Origin of the sequence: Vibrio quintilis (assembly GCF_024529975.1) — a bacterium.
GTDB classification, from domain to species: Bacteria; Pseudomonadota; Gammaproteobacteria; order Enterobacterales; family Vibrionaceae; genus Vibrio; species Vibrio quintilis.
Genome location: NZ_AP024897.1, coordinates 2,332,229 through 2,349,654 on the forward strand (window position 1 = coordinate 2,332,229; position 17,426 = coordinate 2,349,654).

At 46.4% G+C, this 17,426-nt stretch carries 10 protein-coding genes; 3 read left to right on the forward strand and 7 right to left on the reverse strand.

Annotation, left to right across the window (positions count from 1 at the left end; translation table 11 throughout):
* Nucleotides 1–275: 275 nt before the first annotated feature.
* On the forward strand, nt 276–866 hold the full coding sequence (locus OC443_RS10845; RefSeq protein ID WP_073581026.1) for an outer membrane beta-barrel protein: 591 nt from the start codon (nt 276–278) through the stop codon (nt 864–866).
* A gap of 255 nt (nt 867–1,121) precedes the next feature.
* Here the strand turns inward: OC443_RS10845 and OC443_RS10850 are convergent, their stop codons facing one another.
* The 5 genes from OC443_RS10850 to wecB form a co-directional block, all read right to left on the reverse strand.
* Nucleotides 1,122–3,104 carry a methyl-accepting chemotaxis protein gene (locus tag OC443_RS10850; protein WP_073581022.1) on the reverse strand — a complete coding sequence of 661 codons (1,983 nt, stop codon included), beginning with the start codon at nt 3,102–3,104 and terminating at the stop codon, nt 1,122–1,124.
* 247 nt (nt 3,105–3,351) lie between these two features.
* Complete coding sequence (locus tag OC443_RS10855; RefSeq protein ID WP_073581018.1) at nt 3,352–4,260, reverse strand: DUF4434 domain-containing protein; 909 nt, start codon at nt 4,258–4,260, stop codon at nt 3,352–3,354.
* Nucleotides 4,185–7,205, reverse strand: coding sequence for an NfrA family protein (locus tag OC443_RS10860; protein WP_143169258.1), 3,021 nt, complete (start codon nt 7,203–7,205; stop codon nt 4,185–4,187). Before OC443_RS10860 ends, OC443_RS10855 begins: the two co-directional genes overlap by 76 nt.
* Nucleotides 7,202–9,403, reverse strand: a complete 2,202-nt coding sequence (locus OC443_RS10865) for a glycosyl transferase family protein (RefSeq protein WP_073581014.1) — start codon at nt 9,401–9,403, stop codon at nt 7,202–7,204. The genes OC443_RS10860 and OC443_RS10865 overlap by 4 nt, the downstream gene beginning before the upstream one ends.
* Nucleotides 9,390–10,478 carry a non-hydrolyzing UDP-N-acetylglucosamine 2-epimerase gene (wecB, locus tag OC443_RS10870; protein WP_073581012.1) on the reverse strand — a complete coding sequence of 363 codons (1,089 nt, stop codon included), beginning with the start codon at nt 10,476–10,478 and terminating at the stop codon, nt 9,390–9,392. The genes OC443_RS10865 and wecB overlap by 14 nt, the downstream gene beginning before the upstream one ends.
* Before the next feature lie 741 nt (nt 10,479–11,219).
* Between wecB and OC443_RS10875 the strand changes: the two genes are divergently transcribed.
* Complete coding sequence (locus tag OC443_RS10875) at nt 11,220–12,095, forward strand: hypothetical protein (protein ID WP_073581010.1); 876 nt, start codon at nt 11,220–11,222, stop codon at nt 12,093–12,095.
* 21 nt (nt 12,096–12,116) lie between these two features.
* Nucleotides 12,117–14,084, forward strand: coding sequence for a glycosyl hydrolase (locus tag OC443_RS10880; protein ID WP_073581008.1), 1,968 nt, complete (start codon nt 12,117–12,119; stop codon nt 14,082–14,084).
* Between the two features lie 115 nt (nt 14,085–14,199).
* On the opposite strand, the gene OC443_RS10885 is transcribed toward OC443_RS10880, so the two are convergent.
* Nucleotides 14,200–16,092, reverse strand: a complete 1,893-nt coding sequence (locus OC443_RS10885) for a methyl-accepting chemotaxis protein (protein WP_073581006.1) — start codon at nt 16,090–16,092, stop codon at nt 14,200–14,202.
* Between the two features lie 792 nt (nt 16,093–16,884).
* The gene (locus OC443_RS10890; protein ID WP_073581004.1) at nt 16,885–17,289 is read right to left on the reverse strand and encodes a hypothetical protein; all 405 of its coding nucleotides are present in this window, start codon (nt 17,287–17,289) and stop codon (nt 16,885–16,887) included.
* Between the last annotated feature and the right edge of the window lie 137 nt (nt 17,290–17,426).

Genomic DNA, 17,426 nt, shown 5'->3' on the forward strand with positions numbered 1-17,426 from the left:
TTCACCCGGTTGATTGAAAGTGTGGTCATCATGGCACAGGGGCAGGTCTATCACAATGAATGACTGTAGATATATACCCAAACAACCTGAAGATGCAGGGTGTTTGGGGATAATTACTTTTTTATGAATAAGCCTGTGGAATTTATTAAAAATGTATTATAAGTGACACCACGCAATATAAGGCAGTTGAAAAACAGAATTCTGTTCAATAATTAAACGCAATTCTGTTTATTAAAAATACAAATAATTTATTGTTAATAAAATAAGGTTTTTTTGTGAAAAAATTAGCTTTATCTCAGGTATGTTTACTTTGCTTTTTAGCGTCTTCGCATGCATATGCAAGATCCAGTGAATTATCTGGTGTACTGGGTGTTGGGTATGGCATTGGTGGTGATACGATGCTTGAAAGTTTTTATGCCTCTGGCGGAAGTGACAAAATAAAAGCCAATCAGGGGATTTCCTATTTTGGTGGTATCGATTACCGGTTTAGTAAAAGTTTTATAGCCCGTGGAACAATTGGTTATAAATCAGACGATATATCAGCGAGTAACGGAGAAATAAGTTTCAGTCGGGTGCCACTTGAATTTACTCTTTTCCATGAGTTTAATCAGCACAGACTGGGAGCTGGTTTAGCCTACCATACAAGTGTATCTTTTGAATGTAATATAACAGCGCTTTGTAATTCGACAGTCGACTTTAAGGATGCATCCGGATTTTTAGTCCAGTATGAATACGCGTTTGCTCCTTTAACCATTGGTCGTTTTGGTCTTGGTGTAAAATACACCAATATCGAGTACGAAACAGAATCAGGCGGTCAAACGTTTGATGGCAGCGGTTTCGATTTTCATCTGTCGTACATGTTCTGATAATTTTTACATGAAAATTTAGTTACCGGAATATACCCAAAACAACCTGAAGATGCAGGGTTCAGGTTGCTTGGGTATATATGAGTCGCTCTGGCGACTCTTTTTTATTTCAGGAGAAAAAGTATCTGGATTTAACGGATTGTTTGATGCGCAAAAAGCCAATCAATGCCAGTCAATGAAGCTGACTGGCATTTTTTATGAGTCATCCCGGAACAATCCCATTCCGACAGGACACCCTCTGATAAAAAACAGTGCTTACTGACTACTCAGCTCATGCAGCCGATCTGCAGATTGCTTGGATACGTCACTCAGCTCCGTCAGTTGCCTTGCGGTACTGACGTTTTCTTCATTGGCCAGCCGGATTCCCTCAGCCAGCTGATGAATCTCATTGCTGACATCCGCCTGCTGACCCGCCGCCTCAGCAATATGCGACGAATGCCCGGAAATATCACGGAACACATCAAGAATTTCATTAAATCCATCAAACACCTGCATGGAGCGTTCAACACTTTCTTCCGATAATGTTCTGGCAGAAGTGACCGTGTCCACACCATGCGATGCCGAGCGTCGTAACTGCTCAATGACGGCTTCAATCTCAGATGCGGAGCCTTGTGAACGCCCTGCCAGCGTCCGGACCTCATCGGCAACCACAGCAAAACCACGTCCCTGATCGCCGGCACGGGCCGCTTCAATCGCCGCATTCAGAGCAAGCAAATTAGTCTGCTCGGAAATTTCCTTAATCACATTCAGCATACTGCCCATTTGTCCGGCATCATCCGACAATTGCTGAATGATCTTGACCGTGTCCTGCAACTGACCCAACAATTTCTCACTGGCCTGTCGGTTGTCTGCCACAGACGCCTGACGCTCAGTGATTAATTCGCGGGTCTGATCCACCATACCGGAAGTCCGGCGGGTGTTTTGCGCCACTTCCTCTGCACTGCCGGCCATTTCAGTAATCGCACTGGCAAGGGTTGTGTTATCACTCAACTGCTGATTCGAACGTTCACTCAGCACATAAGCCAGATCATGCAATTCCCCGGCATGGCTTCTCGCATGATCCGATTCTCCGGCGATCTGAACCATCAGGCTGTGCAAATGCTGACCATAATCATTGACGGCTTCTTTCAGCAAACCAATTTCATCCCGCTGATGGATTTCAAGTGTCGCGGCACTGCCCCCCTGAATCAGGTGATGGATCTGCTGACTGGTTTCATTAATCCAGTTCATCACCTTACGTGCATAGAGCACCAGCACGACACCAAAGATGAGCAGCATTGGCACCACCGTCAGATATAAATTACTGCGCATCTCGCCCACAGGTTTCATCATCACCTGAGCAGGCAGAATCATACCGATTTTCAACCCATATTTCGGCATCGGAATCAGGGAAAGAATCGCCTCATCCCCGGTAACCACACCTTCAGGAAGGTAACTGGTTGACTGTCCGGCCTGAATCGCCTTTTGCAAAGGCTGCAAAGACGGATCTTTTGCAACAACCTCCGGGAGCTTTTTCATATCGAGATTCCCGGAGCGAAAATCAGGGAAACTGACAATCTGATTATCCGGCCCGAGTACAAATGTAAACCCTTCAGAAGACTGGTTCATCTCGTGCATCATCTGATCGAGTCCGGTCAGCATCAGGTCTGTTGTGGCAACGCCCCAAAACTGATTATTCCGGTGAATGGCCACCGTACAGGTAATCATTGCCGTGCCGCTGACCGGGTCAGTATAAGCTTCTGACCAGCCGCATTGACCCGGCGACAAACTTTTTCCGACCGTGTACCAGCTTTCATGATGATAACCCGGCCCTTCCGGCACATTATAGTCGTCCATCAGCTCAAGCTGCTTCTGCGCATTGCGTCCCCAAAAGAAAGAATATCGCTTCACACCCGGCTTAAATGCATCCGGTTCCGGCCAGATACCGCCCCCGGCAATTTTCTGATTCCCGGACTGATCAATCACGTGGGGTAAATTATTCTGAAAGTCCTGATCTGTTAAAGGTAAACTTTCAGCCAGCGCAGCACTGCTTCTTGTCAGCACAGCACCCGCTTCAAGTTCCGCGTGGACTTCATTGACGAGTCCCTGCACCCTCGTCAGTTCTTTTTCTTCCGTTTCCTGCTGAATGACCGGTAAAACAAAAGCCTGTACCACGGTATAAATCATGACACAGGCCAGTGCGACCAGAGCAACACTTAAATAGATCGCTTTCGTTCTGATCATCAATGCGTTTTTCATACATTGATACTCCTTATCAGTGTATATGTTTAAAGGAAGGGATATGTATTCACTGCAGCATATCCGGTACAGCCAGATAGCGAACCGGACACATAATCAATCTATCTCATATTTATTACAGAAAATCAACAAGTTGATATCAAAGGGCGGAATCATCAGGTATCAAAACGGGTCTGCCACAGACGAAAAAGCCTTCGGCACTGCGTGCAGAAGGCTTGATTTGATTCAACAAAAAGGAAAGAAAAACCTATAAATCCAGCGGATTCCGTCTTACAGGCAGATAACGTAAAGAGAACAGATAGTTCAGATGACACTCACGTAAATTTACCCGCTCCCTGAATTCTTTTTTCGACAAACGCCGGGCTTCAAAATCCGGATACGGCCGGACCTGTTTATAGATTTCCACAATCAGATCATAGGAACATTCAAGGCTGTCATATGAATTCTCACCATCAGCGAACTGATTGATATTCGCGCCCTGATCATCCTGAATCAGTACCACCAGGCCCAGCTGTTCAAGGTCATCAACCCAGGCAGTAAACTGATCAAACGGGATCTGGTTTGCCCAGTACACACTGACCATCACCGGCAATGTGTAATTTGCCAGAAAATCTGACAAGACATCCGCCAGCATTTCACGTTGTTCAGGGGCTGAAAAATCATAATCGGTGAACTCAGCAGGTAAATACACGCCGCTGACGGATGAACCCCGGCTCTCGATCCATCCTTGCCAGCGCTGAAAACTCAGCTTGACCTGCTGAAGGTAACTTTGCAGATAAGTTCGCTGAGCGGTCAGGTCTGACTGATGAATATGCGTGAAGTAATCCGGATCAGCATACAAGCCCAGCCAGATAGTTTTGTCAGCACGAATTGCCCGATCCAGCACCTGACCAAGCCATCCGTCAGGTCCGTTAAACTGTTCGGTGCCATATTGGTTCCACTGAGCAACAATTTCACTGATATTGTATGATTTCGTTTGATCAAACAATTTCTGCCACTCGCGGGTTGAGACGCTCTGGTCTCTGTTTTGCGGTTGATAAAAAATACCCGTGGTTTCACCGCGGGCCTGTGTGTTCCAGACTAAAAGAAAAACGAAAAGCGCAGTAAATACGATTCGCCATGTTGTCCGGGTTGTGGATCGATCAAGTGCTGCCATTCTGCCCCTACCTCTGCAATGGTGCCGTAACCTTTGTACAGGTTCCGGTTAAATTCCCAGCGCCAACTGATACCACCTCCGACCCGTTCATCCGGCTGTAGTTGATACACCCTGCCCCACTGTGCAAACAGATAAGGCGTCAAACGATGTCGATTGACTTCTCTCAATTTGTATGTTTTTCCGAGAGAGTACCGACCATATAACGAATATTGTTCAGTATTGTCAAGTTCATTCATCATATCAATATATAAATTATGATATAGCCACGAATCAGCTTCTGTCTGCCATGCCTTGCTCCATTCATCCCGGGAAAAAACATCGGCCTTCAGTCTCACATAAGGACGGGTATATGAGTCAGAATTTAAAGATTGCCTGACACCCAGATCAAAATAGTAACTCAGCTCAGGGAGCAGCCGGAACTGATACCCGGCATCCAGCTCGGAAGAAGAAAAGTCATTCGCCCCGGAGTCAAATACCTGGCTATGCTGCATCGCGATAAAGAATGCACTGTCAGTCAATGGTGGGGAATCGATAAAATATTTCGCTTCTTCGCGGACAAAATAATCCCCGGCCCGACCTGAAAGCCCCGGTGTGGTTGCGCCTTTACTGTGCCCCAGCCAGCCAGCAACGGAAAACTTCCAGCCCACGTCCAGATCACGATATGCCTGTTGCTGATAAGCCAGTAACTGCGTCTCCGGAGATACCTGCCGGACCAGACGATCAGTATTATCCCGGTATAACTGTTGCGCCAGGCGCTTGTGCCCATTCTGTTTTGCCACATCAGCAAACGCAGAATTAAAATAGCTATCTTCATTGTAAGGGGCTACAGAAGCCGCTTTCCGGAACAAAAACCCGGCCTGCTGCGGGTCAACCTCCGTCATCAGGTAAGCCGCTTCAGCCGCGCTGTTTATTTTCGTCTCATCTTTCAGAATCTCTTCTGTCAGCCGGCTGAGTTGCGCTGTATCATTCTCTGCATCACGAAACAGCCAGTTGGTGGCTATCGGAGAATCATAATTCCTGAAAACCGAGTGATAACGCTGATAAGCGAGAGTCTGATCATCCATACGTTCGGCCAGCTCAGCAGCCAGCAGTTCCCAACGCAGACTATCAGCTTTATATCGCTGCCATAAAGCTTCCGCTTCAGGAATCCGGTGATTATCCAGCAGTGCCTGAGTATGCAGATAGCGCTGCTCTTCACCTGAGTCGACCGTGGTTTCAAGCATATCCCAGTAGGGCTCAGCCGCCTGATGCTGACCGAGGCGGGAATGCCAGACAGCCAGCGTCATGATATCTTCAGAATCTTGCTGCTGTTGTGCAGCCTGCTGATATAACCGGGTCGCCTGCGCCAAATCGTATCCGGCCAGACAGTACGCACTGGCTTTGATTAAAAACGGGGCCTGATAAGTCCGGCCACTCAGGCGATCACATAAATGCTGACGCTCCCAGAGAGCCGGGGATAATGTTTTACCCGCAAACAAGGTATTCAGGCGATCCACTTCCTCTGGTTCGAATAAAATCAGGTGCTCAATGATTAATCCGGTCAGCCGGTCACGCAACTCCGCATGGGTAAAAAGCGCATCACCAGCCATTCGGATGCCTGCATCAAACAGTGATTTCACCAGCAGTTTATCCCTGAGTTTCTCTGCCTGATAAGTGGCTAAATTCAGATAAGAAATTTTTCCGGTCCGCTCAAACAGTTTCATCCATGTCTGCGCCGCTTGCCGGTAGAGTTTCAGATGCGCATAAGCAGAAGCAACCTGCGACTGGGATTCAACAGGTGGAGAAGATGATAATAAACGGATGATCTGCTGCCACTGATTGTTACCGGTATAATAGTCCGTCAGCAAACGGTTTCTGGTGACCTCATTTTCCCCGCTGAACCTGACTTTTTCCAGCAGAGGGAACACCCCCATAATCTGCACATAATTGATCCAGCGCGACGTTTCTGTTGCAGGGTCACAATCAGCCATGAGTTTTTTCGCCTGCGGCATATTTTCAGACTGCAGCTGCATTTCCACCCTGGCCAGACATGAGGCTGCCAGCTCTGCCTGTCGTTCATCTTCGGCTTCAGCCTGATAAATATAGGCCAGTTGCGCAGCCTCTTCTTCAGTCAGCGACGTGATTTTTTTCAACTCAAGCAGCGCTTGTTTTGCGGCAAGCTGACGTCCCTGATAAACCAGTGCACCGATGTAACGTCGTTTCAGCTGAATCATTTCTTCCACAGAAAAACCGGCATCAGCCAGCATATTTTTATACGCCTGATCCTGCCCGACTTCGATATAACTCAGCGCCAGTGTGAGTTTATCCTTCAGTGTCAGATGAGAGGATGGAATCTGCCTTAAATCACCGATGACAAGTGCGTGGTGTTTCCTTTTAAAATAGACATGCGCCTGATAGCGAAAGATGGCATCCGTTTTCATGGTTTCAGGCAGAGATTCACTCCATGATAAAGCCACCTGTTCACCGGATTTCTTTTCCAGTGCATACAGGTTGGTTAAACAGACTTCGCTGTATTGTCCGGTGGTTAAATCAGCCGTGATCAGCTTCAGATGATCTTCAGATAACAGGCGGCCATGTTTGACGGTCGCCATCGCCAGCAGAAAAGCCGGCTCATTGCGGTAGGCTGCCGGTATTTTATTCAGCCGCCCGATCAGGGCTTCTTCCGGCAGTTGCATTTTAATCCCCAGCTCTAATGCATATTGCAACAGACCCACTGCTTCAGGCTCAATATAAAGCGCCTTATCCAGCTCCGCCTGTGCCGCCTGATACTGCTGACTGTTATCAAATGCAAAGGCTTTATCAACATACGGATAAACCCGGAACTGCTGGAACTGAGTCAAACCGTGATAAATATTATCAACTGCCAAAGCCTGCCAGGACAACATACAAAAAAAACAACCCCAACAGATTTTCCTGCCTGCTCTTTTTAAGACTGCTCTTTTCATGACTGATTCAATTCCCGGTTAATTAACTCGCTAATGCTGAGTTGCTGCTTTTGCTGAAGACTCACCCCCTTTTCCAAATCTTCCTGAGTCAGATATCCGGAAGACACCAGAAACTTACCGATATTGATTTCTTTGACTTTCGCAAAAGCCAGGATGGCCTGGTTCAGTACAGCAGTATCCAGCAGATTCGCTGAAACCAGACAGGCTCCAAGCTGACAGCGGGTTGCAAAAAACTTGTCTTTTATTTTTTCAGCCACGGCTTCTGAAATATGCCGGTTTGCAACCGCCTCTGCCAGCTCGGCATCCGGATTCGCCGACGGGTCATCAAAATACCAATAACGGATGCCCAGCGTCACCGCTCCGGTGCGGGTAATTCCCCATCTGACCGGCCGTTTCAGCCAACGCTGAACAGAGGCAAGCGCCACAGGGCTCAGCGCCTGCTCCCTGCCGAGTACCAATACCTTATTTTCATCCACAAATAACGGCAGCACTGAATACTTGACTGCCAGATCCTTTGGCACCAGGCGCAACACAGATTCATCAATCTTAAATGGATTACAATCAATAAACTCCGCACGACTCTGACGGGCAACAGCCCGGCTCATAACCTCATTCGATATCAGACCACACTGGACCAGATAACCGCCCAGCAGTTGATAATCCGGCTTGGTCAGAATCGCCTGCTCCAAAGCCAGCTCTGAAATCGCCCGGTCTTTGAGTAACACCATACCTAACGGCATTTTCCGGGCAGCCACCTCAACAAAAGGGAACTCATGGGTGGTCTTATCCCAGTCCAGCCGGTTCAGGTTACCGACATTCAACGCCTGTTTGATCGCCCTTATATTCGCAAAGAAGTTAATTACCGCGCCCCAGAAGATCCGGAAAAAAGACAAAAAGCCCTGAAAATATCCATAATACTGACTGACAAAATAAAACCGGTGCAGAACCCGGTTAAAGAAGAAAAAGGTATTCATGACCGCCAGTATCACCACGACTTTGCTGTCCAGGAATAGTTCCATGAATGAATAAGAGTCAGGTACAAACAGGTGGTAAAGCTGTAACCCGGCTAACTGAATCAGCAACAGTACGGCAATAAAGCCAATTGCGTTATTGAACAAGCCCCGCCGGTCCCGCCACAGGAAATAGTTGACGGCCAGATCGTCCGTCCATTTATGGGTGGAAAATCCCTGAAATACAATGCCGATAATCCAGCGGCATTTCTGACGGACTGCCGCTGAATATGTATCAGGAAAAAACTCCCGGACACAAATCACATTACCTTCACTCTGAGAAACGCCGCGGGCTTTTTCTCTCAGGGTTTCATGGTTGAGATCGACCACAGGAAAGCGGACAAAGATTTCACTCATACCCCACTGCCTGAGCCGGAAGCCAATATCATAATCTTCGGTCAGGGAGCGGATATCAAATGCCACGCCATCCCCTTCCACTAACAGCCTTAAAACTGCCTGACGGCTGAAACAGGTGCCGACACCGGCACTCGGCACCTGCCCGGCCAAAGCTTCCCGGACGACAACATCTTTGCTGTGCATTTCCGCGAATTCATCCGCATAATGGTTCTGCGTAAAATAGTGCCACTGGTGTATATACGGATAAACCGGCAACTGAATCAGGTCTTTTTGTGGCAGCAGATAATTGAACAGTCTCAGCTCCAGCGCTGAGATCATATCCTCGGAGTCGTGGAGGATATAACCGGAAAACTCTACTTTTGCTTTTTTCTCAAACTGAATAATCGAAGCCACAATGTTGTTCAGGCAGTCCGCTTTACTGGTCGGGCCGGGCCGGGCGCATACCACTTTATGCACATGTGGATACATGCTGCAAACCTCATCCACATCCTGCTGGGTCTGCGGATCATTCGGGTAAGTACCAATGAAAATCTGATAATTTTCATAATCGAGCCGGGATGCTGCAAGCTCCGCCATTTTGCCGATAACACCGTGTTCCTGCCAGGCCGGCACCATCACTGCCAACGGTTGTTCATCCCTGGAAAACAGTTCATTGGCGGCAGTACGGCTATTCTGTTTATACACTGTCAGGCTGCGGTAAATCCGCCGCCACCAGTAAACCAGATCAATAAATAAATCATCAACACTGAACACGGCAATAATCGCCATCACGGCAACCAGGACGTATTTCAGCCCATAGAGATAAATAATGAAGATATCAAACAGATTCATTCCATATCCTCAGTATATCTTCAGTAATACGTTCAGATGCATCTCCGTGACCAAAAGGATTGTCTTTGAGGGAATAACTCCCGCGTTGCAACTGCTGCATTGCGCCATCCAGAATTCTCTGAATATCGGATGAACCTGTCAGCACGGCTTTCTCACTCTCCAACACCTCCGGCCGTTCGGTGGTTTCCCTGAGCACCACAATTCTGACGCCATAAGTTGGTGCTTCCTCCTGAATGCCACCGGAGTCAGTCATCACCAAAACAGATTTTGCCAGCAATTTCTGTAGGGATAGATAGTCCAGCGCATCCACAACCTGCACGGCATCACTTCCGGCGAAAAATTCGTAGACCTGGTTCTTAATTTCGGGATTCGGGTGGACAGAAAAAATAAATTCCAGCGACGGATAGAGTACCGATAGCTGTTCGATCGCTTTACAAATGGTCTGAATATGCGGCCAGTTCTCCCGCCGGTGGCAGGTCACTAACACTTTATTGTCTTTGTAAGTATCGATAATTTGCTGATCCATCAGATAATATTGGGTATCGATCACTGTATTGCCGGTCACGATGATGGTGTCGTTTTTTATACCTTCAGCAAGCAAATGCTGTCGGGCCTGCTCAGTCGGCACATAATGCCGGTGCGCATAACGTGACACCGATATCCGGTTCATTTCTTCAGGAAAAGGATGATACAGGTCACCACTGCGAAGACCGGCTTCGATATGTCCGATGAGCGGCACCTGCTCATAAAACCCTGCAATGGCACCTGCAAGCGTTGAGCAGGTATCTCCCTGAACCAGCACCACATCATATTTTTCATTGGCAAGTACTTCACTGATGTTAAGAATGAGCCCGGCCAGCAAATCAGATAATCTGCTGCCTTGCGGGCGTTCAAAAACAATGTCGGGAGAAATTTGAAATGAAGAAAAAGTCTGCCCGGCCAGCGCATCGTGCTGCCCGGTATGGCACCAGGTCACGGACATCACTTTTTGTAACGCATGATACAAAGGTACCATTTTGATAATTTCCGGACGGGTACCGGTAATCAGTAAAGCTTTCTGATGATATGGGCTCAAAGCGAATTCTCCAGTGAAGAAAAAAGGTACTCCGGTTCATTCTGTCAGCCACGTTGCCTGTCAGTTTTTTGCACAGCCTCCGGCTGAATACAGAAACAGTGTTATTTTTTTTGTATCTCTATAAAAAATAGGAGGTTTCACATAAAAAACAAATCAGAACATGATTCAGATCTTTACCCGGCCGGGACCACGCGTTTCATGCATTGATGAGGACAAATGAATTTAAATAAATTTTCAGCATTTAACGGCGAGTTACAAATAACAAAACTACATAAAGAAACGTCATATAAAAACAGGAATTAGTGTATAAATATGAGGTTGATAACAAATTTAAAATATACCAAAAAAAATAAAAACAAAAGACAACTCAAATTAACCAAAATAATTTTAATTAAAAAACAAATAGTTATAATTAAATAGTTTTTTAAAATAAATAAAAAAAATAAATTATTACAAAATAACACAATTGACATCATTATTAATAATTGCAAGAATTTTATGAGCAGTATCGCATAAATACTATAAAAGAGTGAACTTTAACCTTGAGCAAAATTATATTTTAAAGCACGATAAGTTCATCCAAACCAGACGATAAATCCGGACTCTGTTTATTTTTATCCGGCGGTGAATTATTTTTCATTCTCCTTTCTCCGGATAGACACGTTATCAGTCACTTAGCCACTCATCGCCATGATGAACTGCATGAATGACTGATAATTTCATTCTGTATATGAGGTAATTATGAATAACAACAAAGAAAAGCATAAGTTGCATAACATTGCATTTTGTATTGCTGCTTCACTTTTTGTTTCTTTCTCCGGGCCATCTTTTGCCGGTCTGACACAGTATGGGAAAGGGAACATTTCGGACACAATCAACCCAAATGGCTATAAATGTACTCAGGATCACGGTTACTGGATCGGCAATGCCGGTGTCGTTTCTCCCGGCGTCAGCAGCTATAATCCTATTGGTACACCAACACCTATCTATCCTCACCTTGTCGATGCGGCGGCACAAAAACCAACAGCCACGCACCGCTGGTGGGGTTCGCTCTCCTTCTACGGGGAAATGAAAACCGGAGACAATACCAAATCGGCTTATATCACACCGGATCCAATCACGGCGCGAATTTCTGAGAAAGGTGTCCGGATGATGGGCATTCCTGCCGGTCTGAAAACGACCAATGAAATTAGTGCTACTTATACAATTCCAGCCCCTTTAAACGAAGTATTTGACGGAATTGCGATCGGCAATACTGCTTTCAGTAATATGACTGCAAACCTGAAAGATTTCAGTGACGGTACTGCAACAGCACAGTGGAAGCAGAATGGTCAGGTGATTATGGAAGCGACATTCGTCCACGGGGCGCCTTATGTTTACTTCAATGTCTATCAGGGCCAGCTGATTCTGCGGACACATTCAGCCAACACCAATGAAAAATCTATCTTCTATAAGAGTGCAGATACACTGGGCATTCAGACGTCAGTTGCCGGCAACCGGAATAACTTCCTTGTGACCGGTGAAGGTAACACCACATTTAACAACCCGGACAGTAATGCCATTACCATGATCAATACATCGGGTAAATTTGCAGTAGCACTGCTGCCGGTTGCATAAGATCAATCGCCATCAGATACAATGATTGCTGACTTTGCCAACATGGCACATAACCGGGTCAGTAAAGTCAACATTGATTATAGTGTGAATCACGACACCAATATGGTTTCGATCACACACCATTATCTGAATGCGCAAGGCCAGCCTGTGACGACTTATGCGGGTATGCTGCCGATGAACTGGAAGAACTCTTCCCAGCAAGTCAGCGATTACAAAATCCGCAGTGCGCGCGGTATGGTGAAGTTTGCTAAAACCAGCGACTTTACTTATACCATTCCGTTTGTTGGTGTATTGCCTTCAATGCCTTCCGGCATCGGCGATTATGATAAAACAACGCTGACAAACCTGATTGATGAATTCCTGAACAAAGGAAAAGACGCCTGGAATACCGCCACAGATACTTACTGGTCAGGTAAAAACTACGGTAAAGTCGCTGAACTGGCGGCGATTGCCCGTAATGAAGGCCTGACGCAAAGAGCGGATCGTTTGATCGCCTTCCTGAAAGGTGAACTGGAAGACTGGTTCCGCGCCGATACCAGTGGATCTCTGGATATCAACAAATACTTTTACTATGACAAAACCTGGAATACTTTACTGGGTCTGGATGAATCATTCGGAGCACATCAGCAGCTGAATGATCACCACTTCCACTACGGCTATTTTGTCCGGGCGGCGGCTGAAGTCTGTCGGGTTGATGCAAACTGGTGTAGCAAATCAGAGTGGGGACCAATGATCGAAATGGTCATCCGTGATTATGCGGCAGGCCGTAACGATCCAATGTTCCCTTATGCACGTAACTTTGACCCGGCGAATGGCTTCTCATGGGCTTCCGGTCATGCGAACTTCGCACTGGGCAACAACAACGAATCAACCTCAGAAGCAGCAAACGCTTATGGTGCGATTGTGCTTTACGGTCTGGCAACAAATCAACAGGATCTGGTTGACCGTGGTATGTATCTGCATGCTTCAACCACCAGCAGTTACTGGGAATACTGGAATAATATTGACCGCTTCCGTGGTTATACCGGTGATCGCGATAACTTCCTGAGTGACTACAACAAGATGACCACTTCGATCATCTGGGGTAACGGCTCAGTGTTCTCGACCTGGTTCAGCAACAAGTATGCACACATTCTGGGGATTCAGGGTCTGCCACTCAGCCCGCTGGTCTTCCACGTCGGAGAATACGCAGATTACCTTGCTGACTATGTCAAACTGGGTCTGAGTCAGTCTTCAAATGGCAAACCATCCGGTTTGGGTAACGACGAATGGCGTGATGTCTGGTGGAACATTCTGTCCATGACAGATGGTGATGCAGCCGTTGATGATTTCAACTCGATGAACATGAACTACACGCCTGAAAGCGGTGAAACCAAAGCGCACACTTATCATTGGATTCACACTTTCAAAAAACTGGGTCATCTGGCATCAGGAACCGGCGACTTAACTGCGGATAATCCTGCTGCAGTGGCATTCGATAACAATGGGGTGAAAACCTATCTGGCCTATAACTTTACGGATACACCAGAAACGGTTCACTTCTCAGATGGTACGTCAGTGAATGTTCCGGCACACAGCTTTAATACCGATACTGCCGGGTCATCAACAACCGACAGTAACAGCGGCAGCAGCCAGACTGATGATTCAGCATCTTCCGGCAGCAGCACCAGCAATCAGACACAAACAACCAGCATTTCCAAAAATGCGCAGGGACAAGTGGTTTATCAGGTCACATTCCCGCAGGCAATGAGTGAAGTGCGTCTGTTTGCCCGCCACAGCAAAAGTGAAGGTAACTTCCTGGTGGCCAGTGCATTAACTTCCGTGCGTAATGATGATGGTACAGTGACTTACACCTATGTGGATCCGGTCAACCGTTACACTTCCGGAACAACTGCAATCGCACGTTTTTATGGTTTCTCACCCAGTGCCGGTCAGATCTTTATGCCGGGTCCGGGTACCGACCAGTGGAGTGATACTTTTACTTACTAAGGTTCAACCGCTGAAAAACGGTTTCACCTTCACCGTTTTAAGCGACCATGTTTTAAATAACCTTGTTTTAAATAACCATACAGCCTCCCCCGGAGGCTGTATTTTTATCTGATATTCAGTCATCAAGCCGGAAGAAAGCCAGGGAAGATTTTTGTCTTTCTGCCAACGCAGCCAGATGCTGTGCTGCTTCCAGCGTTTTGCCGACGGCACCGACATTCTGGCTGACCAGATCAAATGTGCGGGTGGCATTTTCAGCGACATCCGACGTCACGCTAAACTGCTCGTTGGATGCACTCGCAACCAGTGTATTGACCTCTGAAATATCCTGAACCGACCCGACAATCGCATCAAATGAGGCTTTGATCTGTGCCGAGAGTTCAACCGACTGCTGAATGACTTTGACATTCTCAGTCATATTGTTACTCACCTTCTCTGACTGCACCTGCAATTGATCAATGATCTCCTGAATGGTCTGGGTCGAACTGTGGGTTTTACCGGCCAGCACCCGGACTTCATCGGCAACCACAGCAAATCCCCGCCCCGTTTCACCAGCCCGGGCCGCTTCAATTGCTGCGTTCAGTGCCAGCAGATTGGTTTGCTCAGAAATATCACTAATCACCCCGGTGACCTGACCAATATTCATCGCATCACTTCTGAGCTGCTCGATCATTGATGCGGTTTCCGTCACCGAATGGTCAATCATTTCGGTCAAACGAATAGCACTATCCAATCCCTGATGCCCTTCCTGAACACTGCCGATAGCCGTCTGTGCCCGCTCTTCCGCCATCGTTGCATTTGCGCTGACTTCACGGGAAGTGCTGGATAATTCACTCACGGCAGTTGACACAGATTCAATTTCTCTCAGCTCCTCTTCTGCTGTAACCGCAGCCTGATTCATCACATCCGCCAAACGGCCGGAAGCCACAGACACACTTTCGGAGATCTCTCTGTTTTCTCTGATAATACTGCTCACCTGACGGTGAAACCGGATGATTGAGGAATAAATGCTGGCTTCATGACTGTCAGATTCCGGCACATGGGTTAAATCACCTTCCGCCAGCCGGGAAATCATGGCAGAAATACGTTTGGGCTCACCACCCACAGGCATATAAATCAACACATTCACGCCATAATAAGCCAGAATCAGAGCCAGAATCACAGTCACCAGCAGGATCAGGAGCGATGCATGTAGCATATCAGAACTGGGCCGGGTAATTTCATCAGCCCATTCAAAAGTCACAACCGACCACGGCTGACCGGACAACTGACTTTTTACCGCCTGAGCTTCACGCCCGCCGACCGGATAAGAAATCAACGTATCTGCTGCGCTGAACCGACTATAATCCGGCCGGACCTCGCGGATATTCCTGCCAATCAGTCCATTGTCAGGCGCAGATAAAATATAGCCGGACTGATCAAAAACAAACACCTGATTATTGGGGGTCAGGCCGGTGATAAAATCACTGAACATCGAGACTTTCAGCGTAATCGCCACCACAGCAACCGGCTGACCGTTCTGAAACACCGGTGTTGCCAGCGCAAACACATCTTCCTTTTCACCTTCACCAAAATAAGCTTTGGTAATGATGTTTTTCTCACCGGAAAAAGCGCGTGTATACCACTCTTTTTGCTGCTGCTTCGCGTTAAAACCGGGATAAAAACGACCATTTTCGAATGAACGTCCGTCTTTCAGGGCAACAAAAGCGGCCTGAATATGGTGGTCTGTCGCCTTTAATGCACTCAGTGCCCGGGTCACCGCTGCTGTATCCCGGAACTGGTGATCCTCATTCACTTCCGCCACAAAGGTATGTAATGCCGCAAAGTAGCTCTGAATCTTTTCCTGCAGCGACGAAGCAATTAAGGCTGATTCAACCTGCTGACTATGAACTGAGGCTGCATGGTTAAATGCTTTAAACTGATGATATCCATTCCAGGTCAGGATTCCTGAGATTGTTAGTATCAGGCACAGAGTAGAAAGGAGCACTTTATTTTTTAAGGTTGAAAACATGACCGGACTTCCGCTATTTACTTAACTGTTATTCGTTATTTTATTTAAATTTTCATACACGCATTTTACTCCGGAATATCAACATATTACCGGGGTCATTTAAATTACTTATATTCAAAAAAATTACAATATAAATTACTGACTCAATAAAAATTAATAATTTTATAATCAACAATCATGGAAGCAATGTAACAAAATTATGTAACACCCTGGTAAAACTGACGATATATACCCAAACAACCTGAAGATGCAGGGTTCAGTGAGATTTGTCAGGCTCTGAGACAAGGCACTGATTTGAAGATAGAGTCATTCTACGTTGAAAATCAGTCACGCCGTATCAGAGCCTGACAAACTCACCCGCAGGGCGTGAGCTGAAAGGCACATTTCTGCGTCAAGAGAATTTGAAAGGTGGGTACATTCCTGCATTCCCTTTCCTTGAACTGCACCTTTCGGCTGCACGCTGAATCATGCATCTTCAGGTTGCTTGGGTATAACACGCAAAAAAGACATTATATGAATGCGTTACACCATTCTGTTTATTTTTAATGAACAAGCTGAAGATCAGAAAACAGCGGAGAAAGGCAACAGGTTAATTATTTCGCCTCAGAAAATAACTCACATAAAAACAATCCGGAAATTCATTACAGAACAATAAACCTGTCAATTATCGATCAAGTTTATATATCTTAATTATTATATTTATAAATATTTTTTAATCTGTTTAAATACCGGATTACTATGTATTCCATCATTAAAATAATCGCTCGCCAAGCGTCTCTTTATTCATTGCGTTTATCTTGCCCTGCGGTACGCGTCCAGAGAAGGTTCAGCACAATCGATGGTATCGATGTACAGATTACGTTCCCGCCACATCACTTCCATGTCATAAAGACAAAAAGAGTCGTGCATTGGATCAATCGTCCATTCTCCATGCTGTTCAGCTGACACCGAAGTAAACAGCTCATTGTCGTTGCCCCACCAGGCCAGCACCAGATAATTTTTGCCGGCGCCACGATGAAAAATGACAAATGCGGCGGTATGTTCCCAGTCCTGATCAAGTGATTGTTTCACTACAGTCAAACGCTGTATAAATGGCTGAAATACAACCGGTTGCGGATCGACAGAAATGGTATAAATTTTAATACCATCAGGATCAAGCCACTCTTCAAGGCCATTGATTTTCCGGGGTCTGTACATTTTTCCTCCCTGAACACAACATCCGAAACAAATGATACACATTATCATGTATAGCAATTTCCTGATGTGCACTCCTACAAGGTTTTACCTGCCCTGAACCATGCTTTTCATCAAAAAGCTGCGAACAATCACACTGT

Excerpts from the sequence above, each read along its gene's own strand:
- OC443_RS10850 (WP_073581022.1), bottom strand. The coding sequence starts at position 3,104 with ATGAAAAACGCATTGATGATCAGAACGAAAGCGATCTATTTAAGTGTT.
- OC443_RS10855 (WP_073581018.1), bottom strand. The coding sequence starts at position 4,260 with ATGGCAGCACTTGATCGATCCACAACCCGGACAACATGGCGAATCGTA.
- OC443_RS10860 (WP_143169258.1), bottom strand. The coding sequence starts at position 7,205 with ATGAAAAGAGCAGTCTTAAAAAGAGCAGGCAGGAAAATCTGTTGGGGT.
- OC443_RS10865 (WP_073581014.1), bottom strand. The coding sequence starts at position 9,403 with ATGAATCTGTTTGATATCTTCATTATTTATCTCTATGGGCTGAAATAC.
- OC443_RS10875 (WP_073581010.1), top strand. The coding sequence starts at position 11,220 with ATGAATAACAACAAAGAAAAGCATAAGTTGCATAACATTGCATTTTGT.
- OC443_RS10880 (WP_073581008.1), top strand. The coding sequence starts at position 12,117 with ATGATTGCTGACTTTGCCAACATGGCACATAACCGGGTCAGTAAAGTC.
- OC443_RS10885 (WP_073581006.1), bottom strand. The coding sequence starts at position 16,092 with ATGTTTTCAACCTTAAAAAATAAAGTGCTCCTTTCTACTCTGTGCCTG.
- OC443_RS10890 (WP_073581004.1), bottom strand. The coding sequence starts at position 17,289 with ATGTACAGACCCCGGAAAATCAATGGCCTTGAAGAGTGGCTTGATCCT.